The 15,654-nt window shown below is 40.9% G+C and carries 12 protein-coding genes; 4 read left to right on the top strand and 8 right to left on the bottom strand.

The window, feature by feature from the left end; translation table 11 throughout:
- Positions 1-94: 94 nt before the first annotated feature.
- The 4 genes from feaR to EG365_RS18470 all read left to right on the top strand — a co-directional run bounded on the left by feaR (position 95) and on the right by EG365_RS18470 (position 6,412).
- On the top strand, positions 95-1,009 hold the full coding sequence (feaR, locus tag EG365_RS18485) for a transcriptional regulator FeaR (RefSeq protein ID WP_001077862.1): 915 nt from the start codon (positions 95-97) through the stop codon (positions 1,007-1,009).
- A gap of 208 nt (positions 1,010-1,217) precedes the next feature.
- Positions 1,218-3,533, top strand: a complete 2,316-nt coding sequence (tynA, locus tag EG365_RS18480) for a primary-amine oxidase (RefSeq protein ID WP_002000896.1) — start codon at positions 1,218-1,220, stop codon at positions 3,531-3,533.
- 142 nt (positions 3,534-3,675) lie between these two features.
- A complete protein-coding gene (locus tag EG365_RS18475; protein ID WP_002000891.1) occupies positions 3,676-4,893 on the top strand; it encodes a hypothetical protein in 1,218 nt (405 codons plus the stop codon).
- 31 nt (positions 4,894-4,924) lie between these two features.
- On the top strand, positions 4,925-6,412 hold the full coding sequence (locus EG365_RS18470) for an NAD-dependent phenylacetaldehyde dehydrogenase (RefSeq protein ID WP_000005752.1): 1,488 nt from the start codon (positions 4,925-4,927) through the stop codon (positions 6,410-6,412).
- Between the two features lie 71 nt (positions 6,413-6,483).
- On the opposite strand, the gene EG365_RS18465 is transcribed toward EG365_RS18470, so the two are convergent.
- The 8 genes from EG365_RS18465 to EG365_RS18430 form a co-directional block, all read right to left on the bottom strand.
- Entirely contained in the window at positions 6,484-8,946 is a 2,463-nt protein-coding gene (locus EG365_RS18465; RefSeq protein ID WP_000935122.1) for a penicillin acylase family protein, read from the bottom strand.
- A 260-nt stretch (positions 8,947-9,206) separates the two neighbouring features.
- On the bottom strand, positions 9,207-9,986 hold the full coding sequence (gene pcaD, locus EG365_RS18460; protein ID WP_001138972.1) for a 3-oxoadipate enol-lactonase: 780 nt from the start codon (positions 9,984-9,986) through the stop codon (positions 9,207-9,209).
- A gap of 10 nt (positions 9,987-9,996) precedes the next feature.
- The gene (gene pcaF, locus EG365_RS18455) at positions 9,997-11,211 is read right to left on the bottom strand and encodes a 3-oxoadipyl-CoA thiolase (protein WP_000786460.1); all 1,215 of its coding nucleotides are present in this window, start codon (positions 11,209-11,211) and stop codon (positions 9,997-9,999) included.
- Between the two features lie 419 nt (positions 11,212-11,630).
- The gene (locus EG365_RS18450; RefSeq protein ID WP_000121776.1) at positions 11,631-12,284 is read right to left on the bottom strand and encodes a 3-oxoacid CoA-transferase subunit B; all 654 of its coding nucleotides are present in this window, start codon (positions 12,282-12,284) and stop codon (positions 11,631-11,633) included.
- An 18-nt stretch (positions 12,285-12,302) separates the two neighbouring features.
- Positions 12,303-12,974 carry a 3-oxoacid CoA-transferase subunit A gene (locus tag EG365_RS18445; RefSeq protein ID WP_000566012.1) on the bottom strand — a complete coding sequence of 224 codons (672 nt, stop codon included), beginning with the start codon at positions 12,972-12,974 and terminating at the stop codon, positions 12,303-12,305.
- A gap of 134 nt (positions 12,975-13,108) precedes the next feature.
- Complete coding sequence (gene catA / locus EG365_RS18440; protein WP_001081618.1) at positions 13,109-14,029, bottom strand: catechol 1,2-dioxygenase; 921 nt, start codon at positions 14,027-14,029, stop codon at positions 13,109-13,111.
- Positions 14,030-14,189: 160 nt separating this feature from the next.
- Entirely contained in the window at positions 14,190-14,480 is a 291-nt protein-coding gene (catC, locus tag EG365_RS18435; RefSeq protein ID WP_000897235.1) for a muconolactone Delta-isomerase, read from the bottom strand.
- Positions 14,481-14,503: 23 nt separating this feature from the next.
- Positions 14,504-15,610, bottom strand: coding sequence for a muconate/chloromuconate family cycloisomerase (locus EG365_RS18430; protein ID WP_000286344.1), 1,107 nt, complete (start codon positions 15,608-15,610; stop codon positions 14,504-14,506).
- Between the last annotated feature and the right edge of the window lie 44 nt (positions 15,611-15,654).

Here is a 15,654-nt window from a genome sequence, read left to right as displayed (position 1 = left end):
TTTATCAATAAAACATGATTGCAAATATGCCAAGACAGTGCACCACCACAAGCGCAAAATCTTGAGCGGTGGCACATGTATAGAGAGGTAAGGGATGAACCAATATGTAAGTGATGCATTACTCACATGGACGCACCATATTAAAAATGTGTGCGGCAATTTTGAAACCGATTTTGATGGAACCCGTAATTTATTCATTGGTGAGGTTCAGTGCTTTTTATTGGGCGATACCGAAATTGCTTTTATTAAAAATAATGCCAATAAAATTGTCCGAAAAGCCGATGAAATTGATCGAGTAAATAATCGTTTTTGTTTTTTGATTTTGCAGTATTCGGGAAAAATGCTGCTCGAGTATAAGAATGAGACTCTAAGTCTGAATGAAGGCGATATTGTGTTGGTAGACCCGGTCGAAACTATTTCGATGTATCCGCAAGGTTTGGTGAGTCAGATTTCAGTGCACCTGTCGCGTGAAAAATTACTTAAAGAAAATATTAGTACCGAATATTTTGGAAAACTGATTACGCAAAATATGAGTGGTTTTTTACTCAAGAATATTTTGAAAAATATGTCTGCTGAAAACATCAAACTTTGGTATGCAACGGAAGATGGTAATGCTTTTGAAGATGCGCTGATTGCTTTAATCAAACCCACAATCAATTATAAAAATATTAATAGCCCAAATAATCTAATGGAAAAAGCCGAGCGCTATATCATAGAAAACTTAGCAAAACCAGATTTAACACCTAAATTAATTGCAGAGCATATTGGGGTATCTCTACGTCATCTCTACCGTTTGTTCCTTCAAGAAAATTTATCTATTAACAAATATATACAGCTCAAACGCCTAGAAAAAGTCAAGGCAGATTTACTCGATAAAAGAAACAAACAAAGCTCGATTACCCAAATTGCCTTGAAGTGGGGTTTTTGGGACGGTGCTCATTTTTCAAAGATCTTTAAAAAGACCTATGGTATCTCTCCTAAAGAATTTAGAGAGGGTATGTCAGTTTAAATTTTCATCTCTCAATGTCATTTTTAGACAAATTCGACGTCATTCTTGAACAAGCTAGCCCTATGTAACTGTGTTGAAATTAAATTCATTAGAGCAGGTTAGATAAGCTTAATAACCATAAAACTATTAAGTTGGTCTAATGAATTTCACTCACAGGAAAGTGCATTTTAACTGTCTGATTCAGATAGTTCAGGGATAGATGAAAAGGATGAAACCAATGCGTAAACAACGATTATTGAATGACATACAAAAAATACTGGCACTTAACTTATCAATCGCTGCAAGCTTTTGGGGACTTAATACTCAAGCGTTTGCGCATGGTGGAAAGGCCGAAATGGTCTCACTTTATCAAAACATGAGTGAGCAAGGCGCTAAAGTTGTCAAAGACGATTTTACCAATACTTATATGATCACCAAAGGTTCTATGGTAGTTCGGGCCAAACCCAATTCAGATCAGGTTTTGGTGAATGGCAAGCCTTTCAAACTCAGCGTGCCTTTATTAATTAAGGATGGTAAGCCTGTTATTGGAAAAGATTTTTTTAATGAAGTCTTCCAGTCGGGGTTAGATCAAACTTTCAAAATTGAAAATACCTTTCACCCGCTCAATAGCTTAAATTCTGACGAAATCAAAAAGACCTTTGATGTGATTAATCGCTCGAAATACGCCTATAAAAATATGCGTTTTGCCGAGTTAAAGCTTAAAGAACCTGAAAAAGCCAAAGTATGGGATTACTTTATTAATCATAAAGATTTTAAAGAAGATCGTATTGCCTCATTTATTTTATTAAAGGGCAATCAAGCGATTGAAGGTGAAGTTAATCTTAATACTCAACAAGTCACAAAATGGAATGTACTTAAAGATACTCACGGTATGGTGCTGCTAGATAATTTTGAAGCTGTACAACGTGTAATTGAGACAAGTAAAGAATATCAAGATGCGTTACGCAAACGTGGCATTACTGATGTGAAGAAAGTGATTGCTACTCCGCTAACTGTTGGATATTTTGGCGGTAAAGATGGTCTGGATAAACAACTCAATATATTAAAAGTCGTTGCTTACCTCGATGTAGGAGATGGGAACTACTGGGCACATCCTATTGAGAACCTAGTTGCTGTAGTCGATTTAGATAAAGAAAAAATTATCAAGATTGAAGAAGGCGCAATCATTCCTGTGCCAATGGCAAATCGACCTTATATGTCGAATAAGCCCGTAGCAAGTAAGCTAAAACCACTCAATATTATTGAACCTGAGGGTAAGAACTTTAGTATTACTGGCCAAACCATACATTGGGGCAACTGGTGTTTGCATGTGGCGTTAGATTCTCGTGTCGGCTTGCAGCTTTCAACTGTGACTTATAAAGATAAGGGCGTAAAGCGTAAAGTCATGTATGAAGGGAACTTGGGTGGAATGGTAGTTCCATACGGTGACCCTGATATTGGTTGGTACTTCAAATCTTATTTGGACTCTGGCGAATATGGGATGGGAACACTTACCTCATCTATTCTTCCGGGAACAGATGCACCCGACAATGCAGTTTTACTTGATGCCGTGATTGCAGACTATAAAGGCCAGCCACAAGTGATTCCAAATGCCATTGCTGTGTTTGAACGTTATGCAGGACCTGAATATAAACATCACGAAATTTTTGGCAATCAGGATGCCAGTGAAGCACGCCGTGAACTTGTCGTGCGCTGGATTAGTACAGTTGGAAACTACGATTACATGTTTGACTGGGTATTTTCCCAAAATGGTGTAATTGGAATTAATGCGGGTGCAACGGGTATTGAAGCTGTTAAAGGTGTTAAAGCACGCACCATGCATGACAGTACTGCCAAAGAAGACACCAAATATGGAACTTTAATTGACCATAATATTGTGGGTACAACGCATCAGCACATCTATAACTTCCGCTTAGACATGGATGTAGATGGGGAAAACAACAGCTTTATGCATATGGACCCAGTGGTGAAAGCCAATGACAAAGGCGGTGTTCGTACAAGCTCAATGCAAATTGATAGTAAAGTCATTACGAATGAGCAAAATGCGGCTGAAAAATTTGACCCATCTACGATTCGCTTACTCACGAATTTCAACAAGGAAAATAAATTAGGTAATCCAGTTTCTTACCAATTAATTCCATTTGCAGGTGGAACACACCCTGTGGCAAAAGGAGCCAATTTTTCTAAAGATGAATGGTTATTTAAACGTTTGAACTTTATGGATAAGCAAATTTGGGTGACTCAATACAATCCAGATGAACGCTATCCTGAAGGGAAATATTCAAACCGTTCGACTCATGACACAGGGTTAGGACAATTCATTGGCAACAATGAAAATATTGAAAATAAAGACCTTGTGGTGTGGATGACAACAGGCACAACCCATGTGGCACGTGCTGAAGAATGGCCAATTATGCCGACAGAATGGGTTTATACCCTAATCAAACCTTGGAACTTCTTTGACAACACCCCGACTTTAAACTTGGGTGAAGAAGAGCAAAGCACGCAGCACGACCATCACTAAAGACCAACATGACGAGGATGGGTAACGAATAAATTACCCATATCTGAGCACGGTTAGGCCGTTCGCAAAAAGGAATTTCTCAATGAAAAATTTATTTTCTCAGGTTATGAGAGGGACTTTCTTTGTCTCATTTTTTTCAACTGTGCATGCTAGTGAGCTAGAAATTAAGCCAACATTTGAAGCAACTTTTGGAGCTTTTAGTAGTGGTAAAAGCTATAACGGCGAAAACCTACATGATGAAAGAATCAATTGGCAAGAAGGCCATCTTAAATATGGTGCTAAAGGACAATACACCTTTAAAAGCAATCAGCTCTATGCAAGTTTGAGTGGTATTAGTTCGGCCACATTTGGTGATGGTGACGCAGGCCAAAACAGTAATGGCAAAGAACGTAAAACAGATGTGAATGAATGGGTCATTGGTTTTAAAGACGGTACTAATAAAGATGAGTTGAAGACTTATGATTTAAGTATTGGCCGGCAAAATATCATGATTGGTGATGGGTTCTTTATTGCGGGTGATGCATTAAACCTTGGAAAAGCGCCTGCGGATGGCACACTAGATCGGGGCGGCGCATATTATCTGGCAGCTCGTCGAAGCTTTGATTTTACAAGTTTGCTTCAATATAAACCGCAAGAGAATACAACGCTAAAGCTGGCTTATTTAAAGTCAGACAATAAAGCACAATTTTCACCTGAACTATTTGTGACTGATCTGATGTATCAGCTTAAAGATAAGGGCGTTGGGTTTACCTATTTAAACGTATTAGATCTTACAGATGCTGAACACGTTTCAGGGCGCGAAGATCTTAAAAATTATGCTTTACGTTTGAATTATCAACCTTTACCAGAACTGCAAGTTAAAACTGAGTTTGTAGTTCAAGATAAAAAAGATGGCCAAGAAAATGCTGGCTACTTAGCGCTGAACTATAACTTTTTATCTTCAAAATATACGCCTTCATTAGGCTACCGTTTTAGTCATTTTTCAGACCAATATGACCCTATGTTTTATGGAAATACGGTCGGGTTCGGTACGTGGTTTCAGGGGGAGGTTGCCGGAAACTATGCTGGTCCATTCAATAAAAATGCAGATATTCATCAAGTCTCTTACATGATGAATTTGAAAGAAAATTTTATGTTGGGTGCTTTGGCTTATAAGTTCAAAACAGTAAATAAGTCCTTAGCCAATGTGGATGGACATGAGCTGGATGTATTCTCGGTTTGGTCGGTCAATAAAAAATTCAACGTTATTCCTTTAGTGGGACTTTATAAACCAAAACACGATATCCATAGTGGCGGTACTCAAAACTACGATGACAAAACCAATGTCTATGCGCAGTTAATTTTGCAATACATCTATTAATAGATCCTTTAAATGAATTGAGAGAAATAAAATGAGTGAAGTTCAGATTTTACAAAGCGTGCAGCAATTTATGGCACGTCAACATGGACATTTTATTGATGGAAAGTTAGTTGCTGCCGAGCTTTTAGATAAAGTGGATATTGTTAATCCGTCGACTGAACAAGTGGTTGCTCAAATTAGTATTGGTAGTCAACAAGATGTCGCAAGCGCCGTTAAGAGTGCTGAACATGCTTTTCAAAATGCTTGGGCTGAAACTACGCCGTATGAACGTGGCGTTAAACTAAATAAGTTGGCAGATTTAATTGAACAACATGGTGAAGAACTTGCACAGCTCGAGACGTTGTCTACAGGAAAGCTTATCAATATTTCCCGTCATCTTGAAGTTGCACAATCCGTTATTTTCTTAAGATATTTTGCGGGTTGGGCAACTAAAATTAATGGTCAAACCATTCAACCCTCTATTCCTTCTATGCAAGGAGAAAAATATACGGCCTTTACTTTAAGACAACCAATTGGCGTGGTTGCAGGGATTGTGCCTTGGAATTTCTCACTCATGATTGGCGTTTGGAAAATCGGTTCAGCTTTGACAACTGGCTGTACCATTGTGCTTAAACCAAGTGAGTTTGCCAGCTTATCTTTATTACGTTTAGCTGAACTTGCGATTGAGGCAGGTATTCCAGCGGGTGTAATTAACGTAGTTACGGGTAAGGGGGAGACAGGACAATATTTAATTGAGTCGCCGCTCGTTAAGAAAGTCTCGTTTACAGGTTCAGTACCAACAGGTATTGCCATCGGTAAACTTGCAATGAGTAGTGATTTAACTCGGGTAAGTCTGGAGCTGGGTGGTAAAAATGCCATAGCTGTTTTGGCCGATGCAAATATTGATGAGATTTTACCGACTTTATTGCAAGCAACTTTTGTGCATCAGGGGCAAGTTTGTGCATCCCCAGAGCGTTTTTTTGTACACCGTACAAAATATGATGAACTTGTCGGGAAACTCTCGAAAGCACTTTCGCAGTTTAAAATTGGATCGGCTATGGATGAAGGAAGTATGTTTGGTCCACTCTCTAATCAGCCACATTTTCATAAAGTGAAACATTATTTAGATATGGCTAAAGCCAACAATCAGATTATTGCTGGTGGTGAGGCTTTAGATCAGACCGGATATTTTGTACAACCGACTTTAATTTCCTTTAAAAATACGGATGATCCTTTATTTTCAGAAGAAACTTTTGGTCCAGTGGTCGGAGTAATGCCATTCGAAACTGATGAAGAGCTCATTCAACTGATGAATCAGTCACGCTTTGGTTTAACCGCAAGTATTTGGACAAATGACTTATCTAAAGCTTTAGGTTTAATTCCTAAAATTGAAGCAGGTACCTTGTGGGTCAATATGCATACATTCTTAGATCCATCAGTTCCATTTGGTGGGGTAAAAGCTTCGGGAATTGGCAGAGAGTTTTCAGATGCCTTTATTGAAGATTACACCGAATTAAAATCGGTCATGATTCGGTATTAAACTAATAAAGAGGTTTGTCATTTTATAAATAACAAACCTCAGTCTTTTAACATAAAAATTGGGCTAAAAAGTTAGTAGTTTAAAGTGATGCTTTGTTGAGTTGATTGGTCGATTTCTTTTTGACTCACTGCATCATCTTTACATTTATAACTTTCAAATAAAGAGAGCTGATCTGCAAAGTGGGCATCAGGTTTTCCATTTTGATTGATAAAACCACTTTGTCCTGGGGCCAAAATCGAACACATGGTAACTTGATTTGGATTTAAGACCACTCTAAAAGTAGCACTTCCTGTATTTCCATAAGTACTAAGGTGTTGTTCATGTGATGGATCAGCCCAAGGAATGCCTACCGAATTTTTGCTGGAAAAACCCATGGTTGCCACCGGAATTTTCCAGTCGTTCGGGTCGGTAGAGTGATATTGATTTGAAAGTTCAGTCAGCGCATTTTCTAAAGCTTTTAATACGACTTCATCTGCTGTTTGTCCTTTTAAGAAATCAACATTCTGAGGAACGCTTGCCTGTTTTCCTTGCAGTGCATTCCAGATTAATTTCGATGCACTCGCTGGCTGTGCACTTCGTGGATCATTATTTACCGGATAAAGCGTATCGGTATAACGCTTATAAATATTTTCTGAAAGGTTTGGTTTGAGTACCAGTTCAATCATTTGATTAAGCCATGTACGCGTAATTGCTGGTGCTGCACCTTGATAATATTTCGCCTCGCTATCAGGGCGTAATTTAAGATCCCAACTGGCAAGTAAGGGAGCGACTTTTTTAGCTAACGGTGTTGCCTTAGGACTTTGTGCAGCTTTGACCATATAAGGAACAAAATAACGCGCATTTAAATCAGACCATGCAGCCGTTTTATTAATTTCCCAAATTTCTTGCTGACTCAGTTTTGCTTTACTTTCTAAAGGTTCAATTAGTTCATTCACCCGATCTACATAAGAAAAGTTTGACGAATCTGAGCGTAAACCTGCATAGGCTTTGTTATTCCAGCTTGTGACATAACCTTTTTGCGGATTGTATTCTTTAGGGTTGTGTGAGAAGTCATAAAAACCTTGCCACTCCATTGAACCATCACCTTTAGCTGGAAGCTGAATATGCTGGTTTTCAGGGCGAATAGGTAAACGGCCTAAAGCAGCCACACCGATATTATCTTTAGTATCGGCATAGAACCAAGTGATAGAGGCCGCGACACGTTTGGCTTGAGCAAGAAACTCATCCCAATTTGAGGCTTTCGCTGCATTTGCCCATCCTAATAAGGTTTCAATTTCTACACCTTCCCAGCTACGTTTTTGTGCATAGGCCGTATGGTTATTTTCATCCCATGTACTTACAAAACCTTGTTTACTCTTATAAACATCTAAAACATGGTCGGCTTGATTCTTAACTTTTATTTTTACTTGCTTGTGTTCAAATGGAATATAAACCCCTTTATATAAATATTCTTTTGAATTACTTGGATTTAGGGTAAGTTGATAAACATCGTTAGTATCAAGTGAACCTACCGTCGAACCCCATGCGATTTTGCCATTAGTTCCAAATAAAATTGCAGGCAAGCCAACTGGAGTTATACCTGTCAAATTATAGCCAGCACCATGTAAACCAATAGCGTAGGTAATTGCTGGTGTATACCATCCTTGCTGTGGGCCATTATATAAAACTGCTTGGCCTTCAATAGTCTTATCACCTTTTAATACCCATGCATTACTGGCGGTAGGTACACCATCTACCACACTTTTGCCTAAAGCAATGCGAGCTTGAGCTAAATAGGTTTTGGCTGCCTTGTTTGAAATAGGGCTAATGTCTTTAAGTATTTGTTGTTGATGTGCTAAAAGCTGAGTTTTTTGTGCAGATTGAATAATAGTTGGGGCACTTGGGTCATCTAGCCAACGTAATTGTTGATAGACTTTAAGGCCTTCTTCTTGACCTTTTTCTTTTTGCAGTTGCGTGAGTAAATCTAAATTTGTTACTTCCGAACTTGCTGAAAAGAAGCGATTTAAAATTAAGCCCACCCAAACCATAGCAATATCTTCTGGTTGCCATGTTGATGGTTTAAAATCATGATCTGTGAACTCTTTAGGCATAAGAGCTGGATCTGCTAAAACCTCTTTAACACGCTTATTAAAACCTGCGGCATAACCTTCAAAAATTGCTCGGTCTTCTGGTGAGAGTGCAGCGAGTTGTTGCTTAATATTTTCTGGGTCAAAACGACTATGTGTCGCAATATCATATTGAAGATAGTCGGGGCCGAGGACCTCAGCAACCGTACCTTGTCCTGTACGTTTTGACATTTCCATCTGGAATAATCGATCAGTCGCTACCGAATATCCATAGCCGTAAAAAAGTCCATAGGTATCATTTGCATATACATGTGGTGTACCGAATTTATCGCGCTTAATTGTGATCTGCTTTTGTGTCGGTGTGGGGTCTAAACTTGATGAGGAATTACAACCCGCTAAAAGCGCACCTAAAAGTAATGTTCCATATTTAATTAAAGGGCGTGTAGGGTGAGGCCGAGAGTTCAGCATAGATATGTTCAATTTAGATATCCTTACTTTCATTATGAATAGAAGTGAGCGATTTAAGAATCTTCTTAGATTCACGTCACAGATGAACAAGCCCTGTTCATGAATTTAAAATACTGTTATTTATCCATGTAATTTTCCATTACATTTGAGGTATATATTTATACCTTCTCGAACAAGTTATTTAATTTTCTATTTTGAGAGAATAAAAAAGGCCGTTATAGGCCTTTTTTTGAAATGAATGAGTTTTATAGAAGACGAATTTAGCCCAATAAAAAATCTTTTAAGATTTTATTAAAAGCTTCGGGTTGCTCGACATTAGAAATATGAGAGGCATTTATTTCTGCAATTTTTGCTTGTGGGATGCGTTGCTGCATAAATTGACCATCTGCAACGGTTGTTACAGGGTCTTGGGTTCCAGCAATCAATAATACTGGAATTTTGATGTCTTTTAACTGCTCACGGACATCCGCTTTAGCCAAAGCCTCACAACAATTGGCATAACCCATTGCGCTGCCAGCACTTAAGTCGTTACACAGGTTGTTGACAATAGAAGGATGACTTTGGATAAAGGGATCTGTAAACCATCGCGAAGCTGCTGTGGCTGCGATTGGCTGTAAACCTTGCTCACGTACTAATTTTGCACGGTCAAGCCATGCCTGCTCTTGACCAATTTTAGCAGCAGTATTTGCCACAATGATATGACTAAAACGGTTAGGGCAGTGAATCGCAAGCCATTGACCTGTTAAACCACCCATTGAAATACCACAAAAAGCAGCTTTGCTAATATTCAGATGATCCAGTAAACGGACAACATCTTCACCTAATTGCTCTACAGTATATGGACCGTCAGGCGTAGATGATGAACCGTGACCACGAGTGTCATAGCAGATCACAAAAAATTGATCTTTTAACTCATTAAACTGTTTTTGCCACATGCCATAGTTGGTGCCCAAAGAATTGGAAAACACCAGAGCAGGGGAAGATGGCTCGCCAAAGGTTTGATAGTTGATTTGTGCATCAGCAGATTGAAAAGATGGCATTTGTTTCTCCTTAAAGTGCTTCAACACGTTCAATAATCAAAGCAATGCCTTGACCCACCCCAATACACATTGAACACAAGGCATAACGGCCGCCTGTTTGCTCAAGCTGGTTTAAGGCTGTAGTCACAAGACGTGCACCCGAGGCACCCAGTGGATGACCTAATGCAATTGCTCCACCGTTTGGATTGACCTTGTCAGAGTTGTCTGGCAAACCTAAATCACGGGTCACTGCCAAAGCCTGTGCAGCAAAGGCTTCGTTAAGCTCAATTACATCCATCTGCTCTAAAGTCAGGTTGACTTGTTTGAGTAATTTTTTAATGGCGGGTGCTGGAGCAAAACCCATAATGCGTGGTTCTACACCCACCGCTGTTGAAGCAATGATCTTGGCACGTGGTTTGAGGTTGTAAGCCTGAACTGCTTCATCAGAAGCAATCAGTAGAGCTGCTGCGCCATCGTTGATGCCTGAAGCATTGCCCGCAGTAACTGTGCCATCTGCTTTCACAACTGGTTTAAGTTTGCTTAAACCTTCAAGGGTGGTCGATGCACGTGGATGTTCATCGGTATCAATCACAACAGCATCGCCCTTACGCTGAGGGATTTCAACTGCCACAATTTCTTTAGAAAAAAAGCCTCTGGCTTGCGCGCTTGCGGTGCGTTGTTGGCTCACCAAGGCAAACTGGTCCTGATCTGCACGATTGACGTTAAACTGTTCAGCCACGTTTTCGGCAGTCTGGGGCATGGTGTCTACACCATACAATTCTTTAAGTTTTGGGTTAATGAAGCGCCAACCCATGGTGGTGTCTTCAATCTTCTGGCTACGGCCAAAAGCATTGTCAGACTTACCCATCACATAGGGTGCACGGCTCATGCTTTCCACACCACCTGCAATCACCAAGTTCGCTTCACCTGCTTTAATGGCACGGGCAGCAATGGCAATGGCATCGAGTGATGAACCGCATAAACGGTTAATAGTGGTTGCCGGCACCTGATAAGGTAAACCCGCAAGCAGTGCTGACATACGGCCGACATTACGGTTGTCTTCACCGGCTTGGTTAGCACAACCATAGATCACATCATCGACCTGTTCCCAATCTACCCTAGGGTTACGCTGCATGAGGGCTTTAATCGGCACAGCGCCAAGGTCATCGGCACGGACAGGTGCAAGACCACCGGCATAACGGCCGAATGGAGTACGGATGGCATCGATGATATAAGCGTTTTTCATTCTAACTTTTGTCCTTTACTTCAGGCCTTTTTAGCCATTCTCCGTAGGTATTTCACGGTGGCGACATGGATGTCGCCTCGTTGCTCAGCACAACAGGGAGGTTGTGCCTGAGTAACAAAGGTTTTTGGTTACTTTTTAAAAAAAGTGACACGAATTAGCTGGTGGTACCTGACTTAAACAGATAAGACTCCGTTGTGATGCTTTATAAATTTTCATATCAACGAATAACATCACAGCTGTAATTTATTGTGATATCCATAGGTCTGTTGTATAAGCGATACCTTACTTTTGAAAGGTCAAAAGTAACAAAAACCTTTGTTGAACAGAGGAGGCTTCCATGCCTCCCTGTCCAACGGGCGACATCCATGTCGCCTGTCACGATAGTGAATGCTGTGTAATAGGTGTTTGTTGTGTAAACCTTACCCTTGAGTCGCATCAATCAAAGTTGCACCGGTTAAAGCCTGTAACTCATCAAAGCTAAGACCTTCCACTTTCTCAATCACCTTTAAACCGTCTTTGGTCACATCAATCACACACAGGTCAGTGTAAATACGGTCAACACAGTGTTTACCCGTTACCGGATAAGTGAGCTCAGCGACAATCTTCGGCTCACCTTGCTTGGTGATGTGGTCTGTAGTGATAAATACTTTCTTGGCACCAACTGCCAAATCCATTGCACCACCTACCGCAGGAATCGCATCCGGTGCACCCGTGTGCCAGTTCGCCAAGTCACCATTGGCTGCCACCTGAAATGCCCCAAGCACCGCAATATCAAGGTGACCACCACGCATCATGGCAAAGGAGTCTCCATGGTGGAAAAAGCTGCCGCCTTCAAGCATGGTCACAAACTCTTTACCCGCATTAATCAGTTCAGGGTCTTCTTCACCTGCAGCTGGTGGTGGGCCAAAAGCCAACAGGCCATTTTCAGAATGTAGGAAGACATCTTTGTCAGCAGGTAAGTAGCTGGCAATCTTGGTCGGTAAGCCAATGCCCAAGTTCACATAGGCTCCATCGGGAATATCTTGTGCCACAAGTTGCGCAATCTGGTCACGGCTGAGTTTCTGGTAGCTCATGTTATTTCTCCTTATTGCTTACTGTGCGGGCTGTACTTGTACAACGTGCTGTACAAAAATACCTGGGGTAATGATGTGTTCCGGGTCTAATCCACCCAGTTCAACCACTTCAGAAACCTGGGCAATGGTGACATCAGCAGCCATGGCCATGATCGGGCCAAAGTTACGTGCAGATTTACGGTAAACCAGATTGCCCCAGCGGTCGCCCTTATAGGCTTTAATCAGGGCAAAGTCAGCCTTGATCGGATACTCAAGCACATAGTCTTTACCATCAATATGACGGGTTTCTTTGCCTTCAGCTAAAAGTGTTCCAAAGCCTGTTGGTGTAAACACCGCCCCAAGGCCCATACCTGCTGCCTGAATACGGCACGCCAGATTGCCTTGTGGTACCAGTTCAAGTTCAACCTTTCCGGCACGGTACAGTTCATCAAACACATAAGAGTCAGACTGACGTGGGAAAGAGCAAATCACTTTTTTAATTGAACCGGCTTTGAGCAGTTTAGCCAGACCATAATCCCCATTACCGGCATTGTTGCTCACAATGGTCAAGTCCTTAACGCCAAGTTCAATCAGACCGTCAATGAGTTCAGCGGGTTGTCCTGCGGTACCAAAACCACCAATCAGAATGGTTGCACCATCTTTAATCTGCGATAAAACCTCGCTTAGTGAGGACTTACTTTTGTCAATCATGTGAGAAACCTTAGAGCATGAGGTAACGTGATGTATTACTACCGCTAAAAATTTATTGAAATTCTTAATGGTAGTAATAAATGGAGTAAATTTTGTGAGTCAAAAGCGAACTTTTAACTCACATACACTTTCAATTAAGCACTAGCGCGACGGCGTTCAACTTCAGTTGAAGGAGCAGCAGCGGCTTCTTTAACCAGTTCAATGTTAAATGTGATGTGTTTGAAAGCGTGATCTAAACCACGGCGTTGAATTTCAGCAGGATCTGTGACATCTACTGCTGTTGCCACTAAACCGTCACGAGTAGCGAAGGCAAAGTCATCCCATAAGTACTCATCACCCTCAATGTTGAATTGAGTAGTCAGCTTGCGGTAACCCGGTGCAGAAACGAAGTAGTGAACGTGAGATGGACGGTTACCATGACGGCCTAACTTGTTAAGAAGAGCCTGTGTTGTACCTTCAGGAGGGCATCCATAACCAACTGGCATAGTGGTTAACGCTACATATTTACCATCTGCATCGGTGAAAATGGTACGGCGTAAGTTAAAGTCAGATTGTGACTTATCAAAGAATGAATAGTTACCTAAACTGTTGGCATGCCATACTTCAACTTTGGCATTTTCAATAATATTGCCATCAGTGTCGGTTACCGTACCTTCAATAATTAAGGTATCGATTTTGCCAGTCTCGGTTCCGTCATCCATACGTGCAAAGCCAACTGATTCAGGTGCGCCAGCAACATAAAGTGGACCTTCGATAGTACGAGGTGTACCGCCTGTAATACCAGCTTTGGCATCTGCTTCATCTGCACGTAAGTCAAGGTAATGTTCAAGACCTAAGCCTGCTGCCAAAAGACCAAGTTCATTTGCTTGACCTGCATCGGTAAAATATTCCAAACCTTTCCAAACTTCAGAAGGTTGGATGTCTAAATCTTCGATGGCTTGAAATAAATCCCCAAGAAGGCGCACTACAATTTGTTGAACACGTGCATCAACTTCGCCTTTTGCAGTGTCGACATTCATTTGTTTTACAAGCGCATCAATTTGTTGACGGTTCATACTAAAACTCCTTAAGTATGCAATACGGTTTTGGGTGGCAGCGCTGCGGGCATTTGGTTTTGCTAGCGAATAAGTGCCGCCACGTTCCTTGTTACCTTCTGAATAATCTGCTTGGTTTTTAAATGGACTTCAGAGATCGCATTTAAAAAATTCTTTCTATTTACGAATCATCATCACGAACAGAAGATGGATGACGGTTAAGTGCCATCACTTCAATGTCCATGTATGGATAGAGAGGTAAACCTTGTAAAATGTTATGCAATTCTTCATTGCTCTCTACATCAAAAATGCTGATGTTCGAGTACTGACCTGTAATTCGCCAGATATGACGCCATTTACCTTGGCGTTGTAAGTCTTGCGAATAAGCTTTTTCAACGGCCTTAATTTCATTTGCTTTGTCGGCTGGCATATCAAGTGGAATATGCACATCCATACGTACATGAAATAACATGGGAAACTCCTTATCCTGTTGCCTTAACGACGTAATTTCTCAATCTTATCTTCATCAATTTCAATGCCTAAGCCCGGAGCTGTCGGCAAATGCAATTCAAAGTTTTCGTAACGTAGCGGCTCTTTTAAAATTTCTTCGGTAAGTAATAACGGACCAAATAATTCAGTGCCGAACGCTAACGTTTCAAAAGTTGCAAATACATGGGCCGATGCAATACTTCCTACAGGGCCTTCAAGCATAGTGCCGCCATATAGGTCGATACCAGCCAAACCAGCAATTTTGCCAACTTCACATGCTTCAATCAGACCACCAGATTGTTCAATTTTTACGGCAAATACATCTGCACCATGATTTTTTGCAATACGGTACGCGCTGTCAGGGCCAGTTAAAGCCTCATCAGCCATAATGGCTACATCAAAACGTAGGGTGAGGCGAGCAAGTGCTTCGGTATTTTGAATTGCACATGGCTGTTCGATTAAATCGATTCCACCATCTTGGAGCTGTTGAATACCATGAATACACTCAAGTTCTGACCATGCACGGTTTACATCTACACGTACACTAACATCAGCACCTAATGCTTTTTTAATAGCAATCACATGGTCAACATCTTGCTGTAAAGGACGTGCACCAATTTTAAGTTTGAACGTGTTGTGGCGCTTTAGCTCAATCATTTTGCGAGCTTCAGCAATATCTTTTTCTGTGTCACCAGACGCAAGCGTCCAAAGCACAGGTAAACTATTACGCAGACGTCCACCTAAAACTTCGCTTAATGGCACACCTAAACGTTTGGCCTGAATATCAAGTAGGGCAGTCTGAATGGCACACTTAGCAAAGCGGTTACCATTAATATTTTTACGAATCAGTTTTAGTGTTTGTGCAACATTTAAATCTTTAACTGATGTCAGTAATGGTGCAAAGTAGGTATCAATATTGGCTTTGACACTCTCAGGACTTTCTTCACCATAGTTCAGCCCACCAATGGTGGTGGCTTCACCCCAACCGACAATACCATCCGTGGTCGTAATTTTAACGAGTACCAAAGTCTGGGTACGCATAGTAGTCACAGACAACTGGTGAGGACGGATAGTTGGAATATCCACAAGTATGGTTTCTATGGTTCTATACATGAAGTTTCAACTATTACGAACTTGTTTGTATACCATAGAAGAAT

It is taken from the genome of Acinetobacter sp. FDAARGOS_494, from assembly GCF_003812225.1.
GTDB lineage: Bacteria > Pseudomonadota > Gammaproteobacteria > Pseudomonadales > Moraxellaceae > Acinetobacter > Acinetobacter baumannii.
Note: the sequence above shows the minus strand (reverse complement) of the source record. Positions and strands in the feature narration are given on the sequence as shown.